This is a genomic window from Burkholderia cepacia complex sp. TUM26381 (genome assembly GCF_057439935.1).
In genome coordinates this window covers 122,462-142,780 of the sequence record NZ_CM172007.1, presented here as the reverse complement: position 1 = coordinate 142,780, position 20,319 = coordinate 122,462, and the positions used below count along the sequence as shown (strand labels likewise).

The following is a 20,319-nucleotide window of genomic DNA, read 5'->3' as shown; positions in this document are numbered from 1 at the left end:
ACCTCGCGCCGCTTTGCGCACTTTGTTACACGACCCGCGCGGCCCGGCACCGGCGCAGCGGGTAAAATCGCGGGTCTTACGCAGAGAAGACACGCATGAACCTGAACGATCAGATCGCTTCGCTCACCACGGGCGTCGATCAGCTCCTCCACGATCACCACGCCGCCCAGCAGGCGGCCCGCAGCGCGGAAGCCTTCGCGCGCGCCGCCGCATCGGAAGCCCAGGCCGCAGCCGAACGTCACGCCGCCGCCGAAACCGAAGCGCAGGCCGCCGCGCAGCGCCACACGGCCGCTGCCGCCGACGCCGACGCCGCGCAACAGCGCCATGCCGACGCGACCGCCGCCGCCGAAGCCGCCGCCCAACGTCATACGGATGCTGCCGCGCAGGCCGAAGCGGCCGTGCAGCGCCATGCGGAAGCCACCGCGCTGACCGAAGCGCTCGCGCAGCGTCACGCGGATGCCGAAGCCGCATCGCAGCGCCACGCGGCTGCGATCGCCGAAGCCGAAGCTGCTGCGCAGCGCCATCACGCCGCCGCGACCGAAGCCGATGCCGCCGCGCAACGTCATGCGGCCGCGACCGTCGAAGCCGGGGCCGCCGCGAAGCGTCACGCGGAAGCGACCACCGAGGCCGAAGCCGCCGCACAGCGTCACACAGCCGCGATCGCGGAAGCCGAAGCGCTTGCGCAACGTCACGCGCAAGCAATCGCCGAGGCCGAAGCCACCGCGCAGCGTCACGCCGATGCGGCCGCCGAGGCCGAAGCCGTCACGCAGCGTCACACGGAAGCGATCGCGCAGGCCGAAGCCGCCGCGCAACGCCACGCCGACGCGACCGCCGAGGCCGAGGCCGTCACGCAACGCCATGCCGCGGCGATCGCACAGGCCGAAGCGGCCGCGCAGCACCATGCGAAGGCCATCGCCGACGCCGAGGCGCTGGTCGAGGCCGTCGTCAAGGAAGCCGCGACGCACACGGCAGCGGCTACGGCCGTAGCCGCCGAAGTCGTCGCCCCGGCGGCGTCGGACACGCCGGCGGCGGAAACCGTCGTGAGCGCAATGGCACCGGCCGAGGCCGAAACGGCCGACGTTTCCGACGCACCGGCCGACGCGGGAACCGCGATCGTCCCGGCCGCACAAGCCGAACCTGCGGTGGAAACCGAAACCGCTGCTGCGCCGGCCGACAAGGCGACGCTGCACGTCGCGCGCCCGTCGCAGAACGAACTCACGCTGACCGTCAACGGCCAGTCGATCACGCTGAATCCGGAGCAACTGGGCCAGCTGATCGAGGAACTCGCGCATGCACGCGCGTCGATGCAGCCGGAGCCGCCGCCCGGCATCCCGGCCGGCTGGCGTTTCGTGACGACGAAGAACCCGATGATGGCCGTGCAGAAGCAGTCGAACGGCGACCGCCTGCTGGTCGCGCGCCACACCGGCTACGGCTGGGTGCCGTTCACGTTCTCGCCGGACGTCGTGATCCAGATGTACATGATGCTGACCCAGCGGTAAGCACACGCGCTGGCGGCAGCCCCCGCCGAAAACGAAACAGCCCGACCGGTTTGCACCGATCGGGCTGTTTCGTTTGCCGGCTGCCGGGAGGCACGCCTCCCGGAACACGCTCAGCGATCCACCGGCGCCTGCACGCGCGCCTTCCACTGGCCGCCCTTGCCGCGCCAGTAGCGCCACGCGGACGCGAACGTCGCGCCGACGTAGAACAGCGCGACGAGCGGCAGCGCGGGCGCCCACAGCGGCGAGCGCCGGTAGTAGCGCAGCATCGGCGCATACGCGGCACACATCGACGCCCACGCGAGCCAGGCCGGCCACGCACGCGCGCCGTACGCGAGCGCCGCGACGGGCGGCACGAGATAGATGATCGTCATCCCGAGCAGCGTGCCGGCCAGCAGCAGCGGCGAATAGTGCAGCTGCGTGAACGCAGTGCGCGCGATCATGTTCCAGATGTCGCGCCAGCTGTCGTACGGGCGCAACGACACGCTGCGGTCGGCCAGGTCGAGACGGATCGGATGGCGGCCGCTGCCGCGATGCTTGATCTGCGCGGCCAGGCTGCAGTCGTCGATCAGCGCGCCGCGGATCGACTCGATGCCGCCCGCTTCCTCGAGCGCCGTGCGCTTCACGAGCATGCAGCCGCCGGCGGCGCCGGCCGTGCGGTTGCGCGGGTTGTTGATCCACGAGAACGGGTACAGCTTCACGAAGAAGAACACGAACGCCGGGATCAGCGCCTTTTCCCAGAACGAATCGCAACGCAGCCGCACCATCAGCGACACGAGATCGCGGTTCTCGGCCTGCGCGCGCGTCACGAGCTGCGCGACGGCATCGGGCGGATGGCCGATGTCGGCGTCCGTCAGCAGCAGGTAGTCGGCCGGCAGGCCAAGCGTCTGCACCGCGGCGATCCCCTGCGACTGCGCCCACACCTTGCCCGACCAGCCGGCCGGCAGCGGCTTCGCGGCCAGCACCGTCAGCCGGTCGGCGCGGTTGATCGCGAGCGCGGCCGCGCGGGCCGCGTCGGCGGTGCCATCGTCGCTGTGGTCGTCGACAATGATCAGATGAAATCCGCCCGGGTAATCCTGCTCGAGCAGCGAGGTCGCTGCGCGAGCGATCACGTCGGCTTCGTTACGCGCCGGCACGACCGCGACGACGGCCGGCCAGCCAGCCTCGGCAGCCGCCCCGCGTGCCTCGGGCGGCAGCGGCCGCGCAGGCTGCGCACGCCAGAAACCGCCGCGCGCGACGAGCAGCACGATCCAGATCATCAGCGACAGGCCGGACACCAGGAAAGCAATCACCAGCATCATCGGCATGCCTCCTGCCGGACGCCGGCATGCCCGATATCAATAGGGGTCAGGAACAAAACGCCCAAAACCGCACCGGCGGACGGGCAATACGCGTAAGAATCGACGGTCATCGAATGGCCTTGAAATGAGCGCGACGCCGGGCAGCCGGAGCGGCCGCCCGCGAAACCGCGTAGTTTACTGGGTTCCGCGCACGCCAGCGCCGACGCGGCTCTCCCGCAATTGCAACAGCGCCGACACAGCACCAGAGCAAGGACGGCGCGATAGGGTTAAAATGCGCGATTAATTCGGGGTTCCGGGGCCTGGCCGGCCGGTTCGTTCCTGCCTTCATAACATCAAGCCGGGGCGAGCGAGCAGGTGCCAGCTCCTTGAACCCCGGCGTCTGTCGTCGGAGTTCGCTCACCTATGCGAGTCATCCTTGCCCAGCCCCGCGGCTTTTGTGCGGGGGTTGTCCGCGTGATCGAAATCGTCGATCGCGCGCTGCAACAGCACGGTGCGCCGGTTTATGTACGCCATGAAATCGTGCATAACCGGCACGTCGTAGAAAATCTGCGTAATAAAGGGGCACGATTCGTTGAGGAACTCGACGAGGTGCCGCACGGCGCTGTCGCGATCTTCAGCGCGCACGGTGTCGCCCAAACGGTCGAGCGCGACGCGGAAACGCGCGGGCTCGACGTGCTCGACGCGACCTGCCCGCTCGTCACGAAAGTGCACGTGCAGGGCCGCCAGTATGTCGGGGCGGGCCGCCGGCTGATCCTGATCGGCCACGCGGGCCACCCGGAAGTCGAGGGTACGATCGGCCAGATTCCGGCCGAGGTGATCCTCGTGCAGAGCGAAGCCGAAGTCGATACGCTGACGCTGCCCGTCGACACGCCGGTCGCGTACATCACGCAGACCACGCTGTCGGTCGACGATACGCGCGGCATCATCGAAGCGCTGCAGCGCCGGTTCACCGACATCGTCGGCCCGGACACGCGTGACATCTGCTACGCGACGCAAAATCGCCAGGCCGCCGTGCGCGAGCTGAGCGAACAGGTTGACGTGCTGCTCGTCGTCGGTGCGACGAACAGCTCGAACTCGAACCGCCTGCGCGAGATCGGCACCGAAAGCGGTGTGCCGAGCTATCTCGTCGCCGACGGCTCGGAAGTCAAGGCCGAATGGTTCGCGGGTGTGCAGACGGTCGGCCTGACGGCCGGTGCGTCGGCGCCCGAAGAGATGGTCGAGGATGTAATTGGCGCGCTGCGCGCGCTGGGGCCCGTCGATGTCGCGACGATGGCGGGCCGTGAGGAAAAAGTCGAATTCAAGCTGCCGGCGAAGCTCACGCAAGCTGTCGCCCGCGAAGTTTAAGGAGGACATCCCTTGTCTATTCCGCTGCTCCAGCAAGTCCGTGTCGGCGCCTACATCGTGCGCCAGCACCTGTCCGGCAACAAACGCTATCCGCTCGCGCTGATGCTCGAGCCGCTGTTCCGCTGCAACCTCGCGTGCAACGGCTGCGGCAAGATCGATTATCCGGATCCGATCCTGAACCAGCGCCTGTCCGTCGAGGAATGCCTGCAGGCCGTCGACGAGTGCGGCGCGCCCGTCGTGTCGATCGCCGGTGGCGAACCGCTGCTCCACAAGGAGATGCCGGAAATCGTCAAGGGCATCATGAAGCGCAAGAAGTTCGTGTACCTGTGCACGAACGCGCTGCTGATGGAAAAGAAGATGGACGACTACGAGCCGAGCCCGTATTTCGTCTGGTCGGTCCACCTCGACGGTGACAAGGAAGCGCACGATCACTCGGTGTCGCAGGACGGCGTGTACGACAAGGCCGTCGCGGCAATCAAGGAAGCGAAGCGCCGCGGCTTCCGCGTGAACATCAACTGCACGCTGTTCAACGATGCAGTGCCGGAGCGCGTCGCGAAGTTCTTCGACACGCTGGGCCCGATCGGCGTCGACGGCATCACGGTGTCGCCGGGTTACGCGTACGAACGCGCGCCGGATCAGCAGCACTTCCTGAACCGCGACAAGACGAAGAACCTGTTCCGCGAAATCCTGAAACGCGGCGAAGGCGGCAAGCGCTGGTCGTTCAGCCAGTCGTCGCTGTTCCTCGACTTCCTGGCCGGCAACCAGACGTACAAGTGCACGCCGTGGGGCAACCCGGCGCGTACGGTGTTCGGCTGGCAGAAGCCGTGCTACCTGGTCGGCGAAGGTTACGTGAAGACCTTCAAGGAACTGATGGAAACGACGGAGTGGGACAACTACGGCGTCGGCAACTACGAGAAGTGCGCGGACTGCATGGTCCACTGCGGCTTCGAAGCCACCGCCGTGATGGACACGATCTCGAACCCGCTGAAGGCGCTGCGCGTGAGCCGCAAGGGCATCAAGACCGACGGCCCGTTCGCGCCGGACATCTCGATCGCGAAGCAGCGTCCGGCCGAGTACGTGTTCTCGCGCCACGTCGAGATCAAGCTCGAGGAAATCCAGCGCGCCGGCAAGGGCAAGCTGCAGAAGCCGGCCAAGCCGGCAACCGCGGCTTAAGCGCGGTTGGCCACGCGGAGGCTTGCGCCTCCGCGCCGGCAGGTATCGAAAAAGCGCCACGGAGTTCGCTCCGCGGCGCTTTTGTTTTTCCGGACGCGGTGTCGCGCATTGCGCTTGCGCGCAGCGTGCCGGGGGCGAACGCCGGTTGCCTAGCTTCGCGACTCCGCCGCCGCGATCAGCTGCCACGCGGTCGGACCCGGATCGCGTGCCGGGTCGGACGGCGGATCGAGATCGTGGCGATGCGCTTCGTCGGATGGCAATGCCTGCGACTTCGCGATGCCGATCTCGTCGCCGCATACGGTGCATCGATAAATGCCCGCAACGGTCACCTGACTGCCCGGTGACAGGTTCTCGCTGAATGCGCGACCGCTTCCGCACGTGAAGTAGCCGCCGATCCTGTATTGCGCCATCGCTCCTCCTGACCAAAACGAATGCGTTCACTTCGACACGCACGATCGTCGCAAACGCGAGGATGGACCGTCATCGACCGAACGCATCCGGGCTCCAGTGATGACATTAGACGGCGAGCGTCGGCACGATGAAATGGGACGCGTATGAAACACGCCCCACGGCCGGTCACTCAATGCAGAACGGCGGGCGCGCGCATCTTCGCCGCCGCCTGCGCGACCAGTGCCGGCTGTTCGGCCGACGCGAACGTGCAGACATGACGCCACAGCTCGGCGAGCCGATGCCGGGTGAGCGTCGCGACGCAGGCATCGTTCGCGGCGAGCACGGGTTCGAGTACCGCGCATTCGTCGTCGTACAGCGTCCATGCGCCGCTTTGCGCGGCGCGCGCCACGCTCGCGTCGAGCGCGCGCTCCGCGTCGACGCACAGGTCGATGCTCGCTTCGGGAGAAACCGCATCGTCGAGCGCGAGAAAAACCAGATACACGCTCGTGCGCAGCCGCATCAGCAACGTTTCGCTGCCGTGCTCGCCGCGCAGCGCGACGAGCGCCATGTGGCATTTCAGCGAGATGTCGCGTGCATGCGCGGGCGGCAGCGGCAGCAGCCATTCGCGGGTCAATGGCGGATGGCGACGGACTTTCCGGGCGGCCTTCATGATTCGGCCTCGCTCGCGGCCCCGTCGTCCGCCGCAAATGCCGGCCACGCGGCGCGGCACGCGACGGCGCCGCGGCACGCGCCGCCAAGGCCGCTCGCGCGGCGCCGCCCGCCGTGCACATCGGCCCGCTGCCGCGTCGCGCATGCTTCCGGCAGCCTGCGTATCGCCGACGCGCACAACGCGCCGGCCAACCGGTTGGGGCATGCCATGTTCGTCTCCTGCATCAGAACGTGTTCTCGCCCTTCAGGTAGTACGCGGTTTTCACGAAGAACGCCTTCACCGGATGACCGCCCTGCGCGTCGCGGGCTGCCTGCGCTTCCATCGCGGCCTTCTCTTCGCGCGAACGGTCGGGCACCGGATCGTGCACACGCTGGAGCGCGCGCTGCATCTCGAGCGGATAGTTCTGGTTGCCGGCCGACGTCGCGCGATAACCGGCACGTGTCATCTGCATCAGCTGCGCATCGGTTTCGGCACGCGCCGCCGACCAGGTCATCCGCGCGGCATTCGGGGTGTCGCCGGTACCCATCGACTGCGCAAAACCGACGGCGGGCAGCGCAGCGAGTGCGCAGGAAAGAACAGCAACGGGAACGAGGGATCGCATAGTGGCCTCCAGATGGTTGTCCCCGCATCGATCGTTCATCGTCGATGCGTTGAAATCATCGTATGCCGCGCCGCATGCCGCTTGAATAGACGAATCCGCAATTGATATTTTCGGCTTCGGAATCGGGCGCGCGAGTCGTGTCATTCGCGAATCCCGTCGAAATGGAATTTCTTTATTTCATTCAACGACCTGATCGCATTTTTGCGAGCGATCAGAAGCGCCATGCCCACCGCTTTTTCAATTTCCGAAATGACGTGTTGCCGGTGCGATTCCGGCCGGCACCCGTGCCGGCAGGGCTTCCGGCGTGATATCGCGCACGCGGATAGCGTGACAATGATTTCATCGGATCAAACGGTTCTTCTGATACCGGACAAATCATCTGCTTCGGATTACCGGATCGCGACACGACGGTCGCAGCAAGGACGCGCGATAATCACGCATCGACCGTTTCGCACGGCATCTCACGCATTCCTTTTTTATCGAGTCCTTCCATGGCAGCCCTCGACACCACCGCCATCGCCAGCTGGCATGCACACGTCTATTTCGATGCGGCCAGCCGCGACGCAGCCTGGGCATTTCGCCAGGTCGTCGACGAACGGTTCGGCGCGGTCATCGAACTCGGCCGCTTTCACGAGCGCCTCGTCGGCCCGCATCCGGCCTGGTCGTACCAGATCGCGTTCGACGCCGCGCGATTCGACGACATCGTGCCGTGGCTCGTACTGAACCACGGCGCGCTCGACATCTTCCTGCATCCGAATACGAACGACGAACTGCGCGACCATCGCGATTGCGCGGTGTGGATCGGGAAGTCGTATGCACTGAATCTCGACGCGCTGGCCGGATAAGGGCCCGCGGCGACCGGCGACGGCGACGGCGACGCAGCCGGCGATCGCGATCAATCGATGTCGTTCGCGCGCTCGATTCCGGCCATCCGTTCGAGATTCGCATTCACGCGGCCGAGCAACGCCGCCAGCTGTTCTCGCTCCGCGTCGCTCAACCCCGCCAGCGCCTGCTCGCTCGCACCGTCCATCACGGCCCGCCCCTTCGCAAGCCCCTTCGTCGCCGAATCCGTCAGCGAGATCAGGCGGCTACGCCGGTCGTCCGGATCGGGCACGCGCAGCACGAGGCCGTCGCGCTCCATCCGGTTCAGCAACTGCGCCATGCTCGGCTGCTCGACCTGCGCACGCCGCGCGAGCTCCGTCTGCGACAGCGCGCCCGCCTTCTTCAACGACACCAGCACCGGGACCTGGCTCATCGCGAAACCCAGTTCACGCAGCGGCCGATCGACCACGCGCGCGAACAGCCGGTAAGTGAAGCCGATCAGCGGCAACGGATTCGTCTTCGTCGTCTCGGGAGCGCTCATATTGACATTCCATAGGTGGCCATGATTTTATATAGGCACCTATATTATCAAACCGTGAGCGCACCATGGAGCCGGGTTTCCGCATTGCCATCGTCGGGGGTGGGCCGGGCGGCCTCACGCTCGCCCGCCTGCTGACCCTCGGCGGAATCGACGCAGTCGTGTACGAACGCGACGCGCATCCGCTCGAACGCCCGCAGGGCGGCACGCTGGACCTGCACGAGGAGTCGGGCCTGCTGGCGCTCGCGCAGGCAGGCCTCACCGGCGCGTTCCTGGCCGTCGCGCGCTACGAGGATCAGGGCTCGCGCCTGCTCGATCGCGCGGGCCGCGTGCTGTTCGACGACGACGGCGCCGGCGGCAACCGGCCCGAGGTCGACCGCACCGCGTTGCGCGCGCTGCTGCTCGACGCATTGCCGCCGGGCTGCGTGCAATGGGACCGCCCGGTACGCGAGGTCCGGATGGCGTCCGACGGGCGCGCGACGCTCGTGTTCGAGCACGGGACGGAGGGACCGTTCGACCTCGTGGTCGGCGCCGACGGCGCATGGTCGCGCCTTCGCCCGCTGCTGTCGCCGTACCAGCCGCAGTACAGCGGCCTCACGTTCATCGAATTCGGCATCGACGACATCGATCGCCAGCATCCCGCGCTGTCGCAGCTCGTCGGCCGCGGCAAGATCGGCGTGCACGGGAACGGCAAGGCAATCATCGCGCAACGCAACGGGCATGCGCACGTGCGCGGCTATGCGATCTTTCGCGTGCCGCTCGACTGGGTCGCACGGCGCTTCGACTGCGCATCACCCGAGGCGATGCGTGCCGCGCCGGTCGCCGAATTCGACGGCTTCGCCGACGCCTTCCACGACCTGTTTCGCGCCAGCGGCGACCGCTTCGCCAACCGGCCGATCGTCGCGCTGCCGGTCGGACATTGCTGGGCGCATCGTCGCGGTGTCACGCTGATCGGCGACGCCGCGCATGTGATGTCGCCGTTCGGCGGCGAAGGCGTAAACAACGCGATGCGGGACGCAGCCGAACTCGCGGCCGGCCTCATCGCCCACGCCGATCGCGACGCGGCCGTCGCGGCATTCGAGCAGCAGATGTTCGTGCGCGTGACCGAATCGGCACGGGAAGCGGCCGACGCCGCCGCCACCCAGCTTTCGCACGACGCCGAAGCCCTGACCCTCGCGCGGTATCGCGCCCTGCACGCGGCTTGAGCGGCGCGCACATCGCGCGCCGGCATCCACGTTTCGGGTTGGCGTGAAACGTCTCGCGGTGGCGCGCCCATACAGTGGGTTTCCGTTATCGACGCTTCCGGAAACCCGCCATGACACCCGCAGACACCGACGCCGACGCCCGGCGCATCCATGAAAACTGGCACGCGGCCGTCGTCGCCCGCGACCTCGACGCGCTGATGGCGCTGTATGCCGACGACGCGGTGCTCGAAACGCCGCTCGTCGTCGTCACGCTGCCCGCGCACGGCTCCGGCGTGCTGCACGGCAAAGCCGCGATCGGCGAATTCTTCGCGGCCGGCCTGCGCAATCCGGGCAGCCGGCTTGGACGCTGGTACCGGACCGGACTGTTCGTCTCGAACGGCCGCCAGCTGACATGGGAATATCCGCGCGCCACACCGGACGGCGATCAGGTCGATCTCGTCGAAGTGATGGATCTGCGCGACGGGCTGATCGCGCATCATCGCGTGTATTGGGGATGGGTCGGCTTTCTCGCGCTGCGGGCCGCCACGCCGTCGCCCGGCCGCGCATGACGGCCGCCGCGGCGGACCGCGCCGCCGCCCGCCGCGTGCTCGCCGCGACCTGCGTGAGCTACACGCTCGTGCTGCTCGACGCGTCCATCGTCAACGTCGCGCTCACCGACATCGCACACACGTTCGGCAGCCATGTGGCCGGCCTGCAGTGGATAGTGAACGCTTACACGCTCGCGTTCGCAAGCCTGCTGCTGACGGGCGGCACGCTCGGCGACCGGTTCGGCGACCGCACGGTCTATGTCGCCGGGCTCGCGGTATTCGTCGTCGCGTCGGCGCTGTGCGGCATCGCGCCGACCCTCCCGGCACTTGCCGCCGCCCGCGCGTTGCAAGGCGTCGGCAGCGCGATGCTGGTGCCCTGCTCGCTCGCGCTGATCAACCGCGCCTTCCCCGAGCCGGCCGCGCGCGCGTCGGCGATCAGCCTGTGGATGGGGTGCGGCGGCATCGCCATGGCGTCCGGCCCGCTGATCGGCGGGCTGCTGATCCACCTGTCCGGATGGCGCAGCCTCTTCTTCGTGAACCTGCCGCTCGGGCTCGCCGGCATCTGGCTCGGCCGCACGGTCGCGCGCGCCGCCGTCGACCGGTCGCGGCATTTCGACTGGGGCGGCCAGGCCGCGGCCATCGTCGCGATCGCGGCGCTGATCGGTACGCTGATCGAAGGCCCGTCGCTCGGCTGGCGCTCGGCGCCGATCGTCGGCGGGGCCGTGACGAGCGTCGCCGCATGGATCGCGTTCGTCGTGATCGAAGCGCGGCGCCGCGAACCGATGCTGCCGCTCGCGTTCTTCCGCAACCGGTTGTTCGCGGGGTCGACATTCGTGTCGATGGTGTCGGCGTTCGTGTTCTACGGCCTGCTGTTCGTGCTCAGCCTGTTCTATCGGCAGGTTCGCGGCGCGAGCCCGCTCGACACGGGGCTCGCGTTCCTGCCGATGACTGCGATGGTCGCGCTCGGCGGGCTGTGTTCGGGGCGGATCGTGGCACGCTTCGGCGCACGCGGCACGATGTGCGCGGCGTTCGGGCTCTATACGGCCGGCGCGCTCGGGATGACGGGCATCGGTGCAACGACGCCCGCGTGGCTCGCCGTCGCGCCGATGCTCGCGATCGGCTTCGCGTCGGGATTCATCTCGCCGGCCGCGACATCGCCGGCGCTCGGGACGGTCGACCGGCACCGTGCCGGCGTGGCGGCAGCCGCGCTGAACGCGGCGCGGCAGAGCGGATCGGCGCTTGGCGTGGCGGTCTTCGGCGCGTGCATCGCGACGCTGCAGCCGTTTCCGGCTGCGATGCGGGTAGCGCTGGTCATGGCCATCGCGTTGTCGGCGCTCGCCGCGGCAACGTGGTGGATCACGGCCGGGCGGGCACCGGCAACCGGCGCAACGGCCGCGCACCTGCAAGCCGCCACGCGCCGTTAGCGAATGCGCCAGCCGATGCGCCGCCCGAGCGTGGTCATCGGCTCACCGCCGCGTTCCGGTCACGCGACATACATCGCGACACTGACGAACTGGCACAGGCTGCCGGCCAGTACGAAAAGGTGCCAGATGCCATGCCCGTGGCGGATGCGTTCGTCGTTGATGAAGAAGTAGATCCCCGCGCTGTAGATCAGGCCGCCGGCCACGAGCCACGCGGTACCGACCGGCGGCAGCGCGTGGATCAGCGGCCGCACCGCGACGAGCGCGAGCCAGCCCATGGCCACGTACAGGATCATCGACAGCAAGCGCGTACGCCGCCCGAGCGTCAACTCCTGCACGATGCCGAACACGGCGAGCCCCCAGCTCACGCCGAACAGCGACCAGCCCCACGGGCCGCGCAGCGTGACGAGTGTGAACGGCGTATAGCTGCCGGCGATCAGCAGGTAGATTGCCGAGTGGTCGCATTTCTGCAGGATCGCCTTCAGGCGCGGGTTGCGCACGCTGTGATACAGCGTCGAGATCGCGTAAAGCAGGAACAGCATCGCGCCGTACACGCTGAAGCTCACCACCTTGTACGGATCGCCTTCGAGCGCGCCCATCGTCACGAGCGCCACGAGGCCTGCCACCGACAGCACCGCGCCGATGAGATGGGAAATACTGTTGAAACGCTCACCGACATGCACGACGTGTTCTCCTGCGGGTCCATCGGGAAAAGAGATAACCCTATGATACCGGCGGCCGGATTTCGCCGTGCTGCGCTCGGGCAAACGGCGACGCGGCCGCTGCGCCGCCGCTCCAAAGAAAAAAGCGCCGCGATCTCCATCGCGGCGCTTCCCTTTCGATTACCGAACGGCTTGAACAGCCCGGTTCAACAGCACTTCCCCGCCCCCGACCCGTACCGCGCATTCTGGCGTTCGCGGAAAAATTCCTCGTACGTCATCGGTTCGCGGTCCGGATGGGTTTCGCGCATGTGCGCGACGTAGGTGTCGTAGTCGGGCAGGCCGACCATCAGCCGCAACGCCTGCCCGAGGTAACGCCCCGCGCTGCGCAGGTCGCTGCCAAGATCGCTGAACATCGCGGCCTCCCCTTAGCGTCCGCTGCCGAGCGCCTGCGCGGCCGGCATCGCTTCGTACGGCGTCTCGCGCACGGTCGGCTTCGACTCGCGGCGCGCGCGCAGCACGGCGATGACGCCGTACACCGCGATCGCCACGACGACGAAGATGAACAACCCGGCCAGCGCCGCATCGATGTAGTCGTTGAAGATGATCCGCTGCATCTGCGCGATCGACTTCGCCGGGGCGAGCACCTTGCCTTCGTCCACCGCGGCCTGCAGCTTCGCGGCGTGCGCGAGGAAGCTGACCTTCGGGTTCGAGTCGAAAATCTTCTGCCAGCCGGCCGTCAGCGTGCAGATCAGCAGCCACGCCGTCGGCACGATCGTCACCCACGCATAGCGCTCGCGCTTCATCTTGAACAGCACGACGGTACCGAGCACCAGCGCGATCGCGGCGAGCATCTGGTTCGAGATGCCGAACAGCGGCCACAGCGTGTTGATGCCGCCGAGCGGATCGACCACGCCCTGGTACAGGAAGTAGCCCCACGCGGCCACGCACAGCGCGGTGGCGACGAGGTTCGCGGGCAGCGACTCCGTACGCTTGAGCGCCGGATGGAACGTGCCGAGCAGGTCCTGCAGCATGAAGCGGCCCGCACGCGTACCGGCGTCGACGGCCGTCAGGATGAACAGCGCTTCGAACAGGATCGCGAAGTGATACCAGAACGCCATCATCGCTTCGCCGCCGATCACCTGGTGCAGGATGTGCGCCATGCCGACGGCCAGCGTCGGCGCGCCGCCCGCGCGCGCGATGATCGTCGTTTCGCCGACGGCCTTCGCGGTCTGCGTCAGCATGTCGGGCGTCAGCACGAAGCCCCACTGCGTGACGGTGTTCGCGACGGCCTCAGGCGTCGAGCCGAGCACGGCGGCCGGCGCGTTCATCGCGAAGTAGATGCCCGGCTCGATCACGCAGGCGGCGACCAGCGCCATGATCGCGACGAACGATTCCATCAGCATCGCGCCGTAACCGATGAAGCGCGCGTTGGTTTCGTTGTCGATCAGCTTCGGCGTCGTGCCCGACGAGATCAGTGCGTGGAAGCCCGACACCGCGCCGCATGCGATCGTGATGAACAGGAACGGGAACAGGTTGCCCGACCACACCGGGCCCGTGCCGTCGACGAACTTCGTCAGCGCGGGCATCTTCAGTTCCGGTGCGACGACCAGGATGCCGATCGCGAGGCCGAGGATCGTGCCGATCTTCAGGAACGTCGACAGGTAGTCGCGCGGCGCGAGCAGCAGCCACACCGGCAGCACCGACGCGACGAAGCCGTAGCCGATCAGGATCCACGTGAGCTGCGTGCCGGTGAACGTGAACCACGCGGCAAGCGTCGGCGAATCGTGCACATGCTGGCCGAACGCGATCGACGCCATCAGCAGCACGAAGCCGATGATCGACACTTCGCCGATGCGGCCCGGACGGATGTAGCGCGTATAGACGCCCATGAACAGCGCGATCGGAATCGTCGCGGCGACGGTGAACGTGCCCCACGGCGAGTTGGTCAGTGCCTTCACGACGATCAGCGCGAGCACCGCGAGGATGATCACCATGATCAGGAACGCGCCGAACAGCGCGATCACGCCGGGCACCGTGCCAAGCTCCATCTTGACGAGATCGCCGAGCGAGCGGCCGTCGCGGCGCGTCGAGATGAACAGCACGATGAAGTCCTGCACCGCGCCGGCGAACACGACGCCGGCCAGGATCCACAGCATGCCGGGCGTGTAGCCCATCTGCGCGGCGAGCACGGGCCCGACGAGCGGGCCGGCGCCGGCAATCGCGGCGAAGTGATGACCGAACAACACGTACTTGTTGGTCGGCACGTAGTCGAGGCCGTCGTTGTACTTCACCGCCGGCGTCATTCGCAGCCCGTCGAGCTGCATGACCTTGCTGGCGATGAAACGGCTGTAGAAGCGATACGCGATCAGATACACGCAGACTGCGGCGATCACGATCCAGAGGGCACTCACGCGCTCGCCGTGTGCGAGTGCGATCGTCCCGAACGAGAACGCGCCGAGCAGCGCGACCGCGATCCAGAGCAGGGTACTGGAAGCCCGATTCATGGCGTCTCCTGGTCTCCAATGTGGTTTTAGATGGCATGCGGCGAGGGTGCCGCACACGCGTGACGTCGATGCGTCGTGCCACGGTCTCGCTGAGACCGGGGCGATGGGCCGTAGTATTCCGCGCGACCGGGGCCGCTTACAAGCGGATAACTACGTATGCGGGGCTACGTAGAATTACGTAGACACCGGTTGCGTGTGCATCGTCCGGCGCGCGATTGATCGCGGCCGGCGAGCCACGTACAGTATTCGCCTGCCTCCATGCCGGAACCGCCATGCCGATCGGATTTCAGAAGATGCACGCAAACGGCGATGACTTCGTCATCGTCGACCTGCGCGGTCAGGATCACGTACCGCGCATCGACCGCGACCTCGTGCGACGCATGGGCGACCGGCATAACGGCATCGGCTTCAACCAGCTCGCGGTGATGTCGGACTGCGACGACGCGGCCGCGCGCGTCGCGTTCTGGAATCCCGACGGCTCGACGCTCGATACGTGCGGCAGCGCGACGCGCGGCGTCGCGTGGAAGCTGATGCGGGAAACCGGTACGGCGTCGGTCTTGCTGCGCACGAATCGCGGGCGCCTGCTGTGCGCGCACGATACGCACGGGTTGATCAAGGTCGAGATGGGCGCGCCGCGTGTCGGCTGGCAGGACGTGCCCGTCGCCGAAGCGGTCGATACGCTCGCGCTGCCGCTGCCCGGCGCACCGGCCGCGTGCAGCATGGGCAATCCGCACTGCACGTTCTTCGTCGACGCGGTCGATGCGCTCGACCTCGAAGCGTTCGGCCCGTCGATCGAAACGCATCCGCTGTTTCCGCTGAAAACCAACGTGCATGTCGTGCAGGTCATCGACCGTTCGCACATTCGCCTGCGCATCTGGGAACGCGGCGGCAGCGTGCCGCTCGGTTCCGGCTCGTGTTCGTGCGGCGCGGTGGTCAACGGCATCCGGCGCGGGCTGCTCGACGATACCGTGCGGGTGACATGCGACGGCGGCGACGTCACCGTTCAATGGGATGGCGCCGGCAGCGTGTTCCTGAGCGGGCCGGTTGCGTTCGGGTTCGGCGCGGTGTGGGTGGACGGGGAGGCGGCGGCGAGCTGATCGCCGGTGTGTGCGGCATTCATGGCGTGTTGCGGATCACCGCGCCGATTCGCGCACGATGCGCAACCGCGTCGCCATCGATCGTCGAGACAATTCGTCCGGTGCCATGATGCGACGCCATGCCTCCGCCGTTTCGCGCCGACCCGCATGGCGATCGACGGCCGGCGATCGCCAGCCCGGGCGCAATGCGCGCCGGGCTGCGATACATCGAATCGATGCTCAGTGCTTGTCGTCGAGCTTCTTCGGCTTCGGCGGCGACGGCACCTTCGCGTACTGGAACGCGGGCGTCGCCTTCAGCGCGTCCTTCGTCGCGCCCGGCAGGTAGATGTTGCCGTTGCGCACGTCGAGCGACGCGATCGGCACCGCGACGTCGTGCGCGGCCACGCCAAGGAACCCGCCCGCCGACACGATCGCCGCCGACACCGAGCCGTCCGGCGCGACGATCAGGTCGCGCACGGTGCCGACCTTCTTGTTTTCGTCGTTGTAGACGGCCTTGCCGAGCACGCTCTTCTTCACGCTCCAGCCTTCGAGCAGCGCCTGCGATTGCTCGACGGTCACGCTGAGCGGCTGGGCGCCGGCGATCTGCGCGTGCGCGCTGACGCTCGAGGCGAGGATGGTTGCTGCGATGAGGGTTTTGTAGAACGTCATGTGTTTTGCACTCCGGTTCGATTGTTGTTGATTCCGGGAGCGAAGCGACGCGGACGCAACGGCCGATCGGTGGGCACCCCGCGCTTCGTCGGTGGCATGGCGGCCGGCCGCACCGCCACTGCTTGCGTGCATGACGGACCGGCATGGCCGGACCGCAACGTGCAACACGGCTTTCATGGTAACGGCATTCGCCGGATCGTGCGTTCGGAGTGCGACTTGACAGGAGAGTCGAGCCGGACGGAGATCAACGAACGTGCGGATAGTCGATGCCGCGCACCACGGCATGTCGATCACGCGGTCCGACCTTCCTCGATCAGCTTGCGGGATGCGAATAGTTCGGCATCGCTACGAATGCCGAGCTTGCGAAACGCCGATTGCTTTTGCGCGCTGATCGTCTTGGGGCTGCGGGAGAACTTCGAGGCGATGTCGGATACGGACATGCCGGCGAGAAAGCAGCGCAGCACCTCGTGCTCGCGCGGGCTGAGGCGCAGGTCGGTGGACGATGCCGATTCGGGCGCCAGCGTGCCGTTGCCGCCCGCCGCCTTCGTGTCGGCCATGCGCGGATCGGGCGTCGCGCTCGACTCCATCCGCGCGGCCAGTTCGGCGCTGATGTACGGACGGCCGTTTGCCACGACACGGATGGCATACGCAAGCTCCCCGAGATCCTCGCTCTTGCCGAAGAAGCCGAGCGCCCCCGCGCGCATCGTCATGTTCACGGTCGCAGGCGTATCGCTGCTCGACGTCATGAGAATCCGGCAATCCGGAAAGCGCGTATTGACGAGCTTGACGAGATTGAGGCCGTCGATCTCGCCGGGGCCGAGCGTGTAGTCGAGCAGCACGACATCCGCGCGATTCGCCTCGAGCCAGCGGATCAGGTCGCGCGATTTCGCAAAGCTCGCCACGACCTGGATGCCGGTCTTCTCCGTCAGGTAACTCGCGATCCCGTGCTGGACGACGGCGTGGTCGTCCAGGATCACGACCTGGATCGGCTGGTGCTCTGGCCTCATTGCTAACCCTTTATCTATTTCAGTGCGGCTGTGACTGGCTGCGCCCCGTTGCTCGTCGTCGCAAGCCGCCATCGATGCCATCGTTTATTGGGATTAGCTTACCGGCTTTCCGGTTGATTTTTAACCCCGCCGGCTAAACCGGGCAGGCCCTTTCAGCCTGGTTCCTCCGCAATAGGGCGGCGTTGCGCTTCCCCGGCGCGCGACCTATGATGGCGAGCCCGTTTTCCGACGGTTCTCGCGCTCGTCGCGGCGACCGATGCGGATCCGGCCGCCGTGCGCCGCACCTGACGGAAACCACGACGCCGGAACTGGCGGCATCGCCGCAACCACTCCGGTCACGCGGCCGGTTCGATTGCAACCCGGCCGATAACGCGAGGGAAGAACGTGAGCATGATGAGGTTGAAGGGTTGCGCCGTCCTGATCGGCATGACGATCGGGTTGACGCCGGCACCCGGACAGGCGGCCGGCGCACCGCAGTTTACGGCAGAGGAACGGGCGTGGATAGCCGCGCATCCCGTGGTGCGCGCCCGCGCCGATTCGAAATGGCGCCCGTTCGAATTTCGCGAAAACGGCAAGGTCGTCGGCGTGGTACCGTCATTTCTCGATGCCATCGCGCGGATCAGCGGGTTGCGCTTCGAGTATGTCGACGATGTCATGTGGCGCGACTCGATGGACGCATTGCGCGCCGGCCGGATCGACATCGTTCCCGACGTGACGTGGCGCAGCGCGTCCGATGCAATGAAGATGCCTGCCCCCGGTGCCGCCTCCGGTGCGACGGCGAGCAGCGCTGCCGCATCGCTCCGCAGCGACCTCATCGTCAGCCGCCCCTATTTCGTCGGCACCGTGTTCGTCATCGCGTCCGAGCGCCTGAACCTGTTCGTCGACTCCCGCAATCTCGCCGGCCGGCGCGTCGCGATCAAGGGCGGGGGCGCACTGGAATACGCGATCCGCCATGGCGACATCCCCATGACCCTGCTGACCTACGACGACGAACGCGACGCGCTCGCGGCCGTCTCCGACGGTGACGCGGACGTCGCGATCGGTCCCGACATGTCCATCCTGCCGCTGCTGCAGCGGCAATACCGCGACAAGCTGTTCGTAGCGGGCGGCCTGCCCGACAGCCCGTATGCGCTCGCGATCGCCACGCGCCCCGACCTGCCGGTGCTCGCATCGATTCTCGACAAGTCGCTCGCGGCGATCCCGGCGCGCGACGCCGAGCACATTGCGCGTCAATGGATCGAATCGGCCGATTATGGCAAGCCGTCGCTGCACTCGATCCTTTACTACCGGCGCTGGCAAGTCGCGGCGGCCGGGGCCGGCCTGCTCGCGCTGGCCGCAATCGCATTCGTTTCCTGGCGCTCGCGCGCCGCGGCGCTGCGCAGCGAGCGCGACAAGGCAATGTTCTTCGCCTTCATCAGCCACGAGATCCGCACGCCGATGCACACGATCCTGTCGTCGCTGGAATTGCTGCAACGCTCGAAGCTGCCGCCGAAGGAGGCCGGCCGCGCGGATGCGGCGGTGGCCGCATCGGAATCGTTGCTGACGCTGCTCGACGACATCCTCGAATACTCGCGCCTCGAATCGCACAACGTGACGCTCGCGCCCGAGCCCACGCACATCGAGCCCTGGGTGCGGCACAGCGCCGACATGGTGCGCTGGCGGGTGGACGACAAGAAGCTGAGCCTCGCGCTCGAACTCGCGTGCGCGCCCGTGCTGTGTGTGCTGATCGACCCGGTGCGCACGCGGCAGATCGTGTTGAATCTGCTCGTCAACGCGATCAAGTTCACGTCGGCCGGCTCGATTGCGCTGCGCGTCGACTATCTCGACGGCAAGCCGGACCGTGCCGGCTCGCTCGTGATCGAGATCCGTGATACCGGCATCGGTATTCCGCCCGAACGCCAGCGCCGCATTTTCGAGCCCTACCAGCGCGTCGAGCCCTCGGGCAACCGTCGCGTCGCCGGCAGCGGATTGGGACTGTCGATCTGCCGCGAACTGGTCGACCTGATGAAAGGCGTGATTACCGTCAGCAGCAGCCCCGACAAGGGCACCGTCTTCACGGTGATCCTGCCGGCGCGGCGCATCGCGCTCACGCCGGCGCCCGGCACAACCGGCACACCGGGGGAAACGCCGCTGGCGCGCATGCAGGTGCCTGTCGAAACCGGCATACGACAGCCAGCCGGAAACGGCCCGATGATTCTGGTCGTCGACGATCACGAAGCCGTTCAACATGCGATCGAGCATCAACTCGCCGCGCTCGCATGCCGCTCGGCGATTGCCGGCACCGGTGAGCAAGCCCTCGCGCAGTTCGAGCACACGGCGTTTGACATGGTGCTGCTCGACTGCGACCTGCCCGACGTCGACGGCTATACGGTCGTGCAACGCATACGCGACAGCGAACGCCTGCGAAAGCAGACACGCACGCCCGTCATCGCGATCTCGGCGTCGACCGGCGACGCGCATCGCGAGCGGTGCTTCGACAGCGGCATGGACGGCGTGCTGGGCAAGCCGCTGCGGCTCGATGCGCTGCGCCAGATGATCGACCTGTGGTGTCCGACCGGCGTCGCGGACGAAATCGCGCCACCGGCGCAGGACACGCGATCGGCGCAAGCCGATTTCCGGGCGATCTACCGGGAAAGCGTCGACGCCGATCTGGCGGCGCTCGGCGATGCGCTGTCGAATGACGATGCCGAGCGCGCGCGTCATGCTTCGCACCGCATCAAGGGTGCCGCGGCCATCGCCGGCCATGCGGCGACGAGCGAACTGGCAGCCGAACTCGAACGCCGGCTGCAATTCGCATCCGGCGGCATGCCGCCCAGCATCCGTGCGCTCGGTGACGAACTGTTGCGCCAGCATCGCGCCGACATGGCTCGGCCGGACGCCCGTGAGCGCGAGTCCGGCGACGCCGACACATAG

General features: G+C 67.3%; 19 protein-coding genes. 9 read left to right on the top strand and 10 right to left on the bottom strand.

From position 1 onward, the window contains the following. The first annotated feature begins 95 nt into the window (after positions 1-95). Complete coding sequence (locus ACWMMN_RS17470; protein ID WP_486423712.1) at positions 96-1,499, top strand: phage tail protein; 1,404 nt, start codon at positions 96-98, stop codon at positions 1,497-1,499. Positions 1,500-1,609: 110 nt separating this feature from the next. On the opposite strand, the gene ACWMMN_RS17465 is transcribed toward ACWMMN_RS17470, so the two are convergent. Next, positions 1,610-2,797 (bottom strand): glycosyltransferase, encoded by a 1,188-nt coding sequence (locus ACWMMN_RS17465; RefSeq protein WP_486423711.1) that lies wholly within the window; start codon positions 2,795-2,797, stop codon positions 1,610-1,612. Between the two features lie 402 nt (positions 2,798-3,199). Between ACWMMN_RS17465 and ispH the strand changes: the two genes are divergently transcribed. Together ispH and hpnH are read left to right on the top strand one after the other, a co-directional pair. After that, a complete protein-coding gene (gene ispH / locus ACWMMN_RS17460; RefSeq protein ID WP_486423710.1) occupies positions 3,200-4,141 on the top strand; it encodes a 4-hydroxy-3-methylbut-2-enyl diphosphate reductase in 942 nt (313 codons plus the stop codon). A gap of 12 nt (positions 4,142-4,153) precedes the next feature. Beyond that, the gene (gene hpnH / locus ACWMMN_RS17455) at positions 4,154-5,314 is read left to right on the top strand and encodes an adenosyl-hopene transferase HpnH (protein ID WP_059238496.1); all 1,161 of its coding nucleotides are present in this window, start codon (positions 4,154-4,156) and stop codon (positions 5,312-5,314) included. A 149-nt stretch (positions 5,315-5,463) separates the two neighbouring features. Here hpnH and ACWMMN_RS17450 read toward each other — a convergent pair whose 3' ends face one another. From ACWMMN_RS17450 to ACWMMN_RS17440, 3 genes are all read right to left on the bottom strand, one after another. Further along, positions 5,464-5,724 carry a hypothetical protein gene (locus ACWMMN_RS17450; protein ID WP_342705474.1) on the bottom strand — a complete coding sequence of 87 codons (261 nt, stop codon included), beginning with the start codon at positions 5,722-5,724 and terminating at the stop codon, positions 5,464-5,466. Positions 5,725-5,894: 170 nt separating this feature from the next. Then, positions 5,895-6,374, bottom strand: a complete 480-nt coding sequence (locus ACWMMN_RS17445) for a hypothetical protein (protein WP_174991664.1) — start codon at positions 6,372-6,374, stop codon at positions 5,895-5,897. Positions 6,375-6,597: 223 nt separating this feature from the next. Then, complete coding sequence (locus tag ACWMMN_RS17440) at positions 6,598-6,975, bottom strand: hypothetical protein (protein WP_256087056.1); 378 nt, start codon at positions 6,973-6,975, stop codon at positions 6,598-6,600. A 491-nt stretch (positions 6,976-7,466) separates the two neighbouring features. Here ACWMMN_RS17440 and ACWMMN_RS17435 point away from each other — a divergent pair, with 491 nt between their 5' ends. Further along, on the top strand, positions 7,467-7,820 hold the full coding sequence (locus ACWMMN_RS17435) for a DOPA 4,5-dioxygenase family protein (protein ID WP_059238488.1): 354 nt from the start codon (positions 7,467-7,469) through the stop codon (positions 7,818-7,820). A 50-nt stretch (positions 7,821-7,870) separates the two neighbouring features. On the opposite strand, the gene ACWMMN_RS17430 is transcribed toward ACWMMN_RS17435, so the two are convergent. Next, a complete protein-coding gene (locus ACWMMN_RS17430; protein ID WP_059238486.1) occupies positions 7,871-8,338 on the bottom strand; it encodes a MarR family winged helix-turn-helix transcriptional regulator in 468 nt (155 codons plus the stop codon). A 65-nt stretch (positions 8,339-8,403) separates the two neighbouring features. Here ACWMMN_RS17430 and ACWMMN_RS17425 point away from each other — a divergent pair, with 65 nt between their 5' ends. From ACWMMN_RS17425 to ACWMMN_RS17415, 3 genes are all read left to right on the top strand, one after another. Then, positions 8,404-9,540, top strand: coding sequence for an FAD-dependent oxidoreductase (locus ACWMMN_RS17425; protein ID WP_486423709.1), 1,137 nt, complete (start codon positions 8,404-8,406; stop codon positions 9,538-9,540). A 110-nt stretch (positions 9,541-9,650) separates the two neighbouring features. Further along, positions 9,651-10,088, top strand: coding sequence for a nuclear transport factor 2 family protein (locus ACWMMN_RS17420; RefSeq protein ID WP_486423708.1), 438 nt, complete (start codon positions 9,651-9,653; stop codon positions 10,086-10,088). Then, positions 10,085-11,491 (top strand): MFS transporter, encoded by a 1,407-nt coding sequence (locus ACWMMN_RS17415; RefSeq protein WP_486423707.1) that lies wholly within the window; start codon positions 10,085-10,087, stop codon positions 11,489-11,491. The genes ACWMMN_RS17420 and ACWMMN_RS17415 overlap by 4 nt, the downstream gene beginning before the upstream one ends. 59 nt (positions 11,492-11,550) lie before the next feature. On the opposite strand, the gene trhA is transcribed toward ACWMMN_RS17415, so the two are convergent. The 3 genes from trhA to ACWMMN_RS17400 form a co-directional block, all read right to left on the bottom strand. Beyond that, positions 11,551-12,171 carry a PAQR family membrane homeostasis protein TrhA gene (gene trhA / locus ACWMMN_RS17410; RefSeq protein WP_059238479.1) on the bottom strand — a complete coding sequence of 207 codons (621 nt, stop codon included), beginning with the start codon at positions 12,169-12,171 and terminating at the stop codon, positions 11,551-11,553. A gap of 185 nt (positions 12,172-12,356) precedes the next feature. After that, entirely contained in the window at positions 12,357-12,563 is a 207-nt protein-coding gene (locus ACWMMN_RS17405; RefSeq protein ID WP_006480280.1) for a YbdD/YjiX family protein, read from the bottom strand. A gap of 12 nt (positions 12,564-12,575) precedes the next feature. Beyond that, entirely contained in the window at positions 12,576-14,654 is a 2,079-nt protein-coding gene (locus ACWMMN_RS17400) for a carbon starvation CstA family protein (RefSeq protein ID WP_059238477.1), read from the bottom strand. A 272-nt stretch (positions 14,655-14,926) separates the two neighbouring features. Between ACWMMN_RS17400 and dapF the strand changes: the two genes are divergently transcribed. Continuing rightward, positions 14,927-15,751: a diaminopimelate epimerase gene (gene dapF / locus ACWMMN_RS17395; RefSeq protein WP_174991669.1), complete on the top strand. Its 825-nt coding sequence runs from the start codon at positions 14,927-14,929 to the stop codon at positions 15,749-15,751. Positions 15,752-15,970: 219 nt separating this feature from the next. Here dapF and ACWMMN_RS17390 read toward each other — a convergent pair whose 3' ends face one another. Both ACWMMN_RS17390 and cblR read right to left on the bottom strand, forming a co-directional pair. Continuing rightward, a complete protein-coding gene (locus ACWMMN_RS17390; protein ID WP_486423706.1) occupies positions 15,971-16,399 on the bottom strand; it encodes a PRC-barrel domain-containing protein in 429 nt (142 codons plus the stop codon). Between the two features lie 290 nt (positions 16,400-16,689). After that, the gene (gene cblR / locus ACWMMN_RS17385) at positions 16,690-17,406 is read right to left on the bottom strand and encodes a cable pilus system response regulator transcription factor CblR (RefSeq protein WP_486423705.1); all 717 of its coding nucleotides are present in this window, start codon (positions 17,404-17,406) and stop codon (positions 16,690-16,692) included. Between the two features lie 390 nt (positions 17,407-17,796). On the opposite strand from cblR, the gene ACWMMN_RS17380 reads away from it, so the two are divergent. After that, on the top strand, positions 17,797-20,319 hold the full coding sequence (locus ACWMMN_RS17380) for an ATP-binding protein (protein ID WP_486423704.1): 2,523 nt from the start codon (positions 17,797-17,799) through the stop codon (positions 20,317-20,319).

Bases quoted from the DNA above. Each gene is read 5' to 3' on its own strand.
- ACWMMN_RS17380 (WP_486423704.1), top strand. From the start codon at position 17,797: ATGATGAGGTTGAAGGGTTGCGCCGTCCTGATCGGCATGACGATCGGG.
- ACWMMN_RS17415 (WP_486423707.1), top strand. From the start codon at position 10,085: ATGACGGCCGCCGCGGCGGACCGCGCCGCCGCCCGCCGCGTGCTCGCC.
- ACWMMN_RS17440 (WP_256087056.1), bottom strand. From the start codon at position 6,975: ATGCGATCCCTCGTTCCCGTTGCTGTTCTTTCCTGCGCACTCGCTGCG.
- dapF (WP_174991669.1), top strand. From the start codon at position 14,927: ATGCCGATCGGATTTCAGAAGATGCACGCAAACGGCGATGACTTCGTC.
- ACWMMN_RS17390 (WP_486423706.1), bottom strand. From the start codon at position 16,399: ATGACGTTCTACAAAACCCTCATCGCAGCAACCATCCTCGCCTCGAGC.
- ACWMMN_RS17430 (WP_059238486.1), bottom strand. From the start codon at position 8,338: ATGAGCGCTCCCGAGACGACGAAGACGAATCCGTTGCCGCTGATCGGC.
- ACWMMN_RS17445 (WP_174991664.1), bottom strand. From the start codon at position 6,374: ATGAAGGCCGCCCGGAAAGTCCGTCGCCATCCGCCATTGACCCGCGAA.
- ACWMMN_RS17470 (WP_486423712.1), top strand. From the start codon at position 96: ATGAACCTGAACGATCAGATCGCTTCGCTCACCACGGGCGTCGATCAG.
- ACWMMN_RS17420 (WP_486423708.1), top strand. From the start codon at position 9,651: ATGACACCCGCAGACACCGACGCCGACGCCCGGCGCATCCATGAAAAC.
- ACWMMN_RS17425 (WP_486423709.1), top strand. From the start codon at position 8,404: ATGGAGCCGGGTTTCCGCATTGCCATCGTCGGGGGTGGGCCGGGCGGC.
- ispH (WP_486423710.1), top strand. From the start codon at position 3,200: ATGCGAGTCATCCTTGCCCAGCCCCGCGGCTTTTGTGCGGGGGTTGTC.
- ACWMMN_RS17435 (WP_059238488.1), top strand. From the start codon at position 7,467: ATGGCAGCCCTCGACACCACCGCCATCGCCAGCTGGCATGCACACGTC.
- ACWMMN_RS17400 (WP_059238477.1), bottom strand. From the start codon at position 14,654: ATGAATCGGGCTTCCAGTACCCTGCTCTGGATCGCGGTCGCGCTGCTC.
- cblR (WP_486423705.1), bottom strand. From the start codon at position 17,406: ATGAGGCCAGAGCACCAGCCGATCCAGGTCGTGATCCTGGACGACCAC.
- ACWMMN_RS17405 (WP_006480280.1), bottom strand. From the start codon at position 12,563: ATGTTCAGCGATCTTGGCAGCGACCTGCGCAGCGCGGGGCGTTACCTC.
- ACWMMN_RS17465 (WP_486423711.1), bottom strand. From the start codon at position 2,797: ATGATGCTGGTGATTGCTTTCCTGGTGTCCGGCCTGTCGCTGATGATC.
- ACWMMN_RS17450 (WP_342705474.1), bottom strand. From the start codon at position 5,724: ATGGCGCAATACAGGATCGGCGGCTACTTCACGTGCGGAAGCGGTCGC.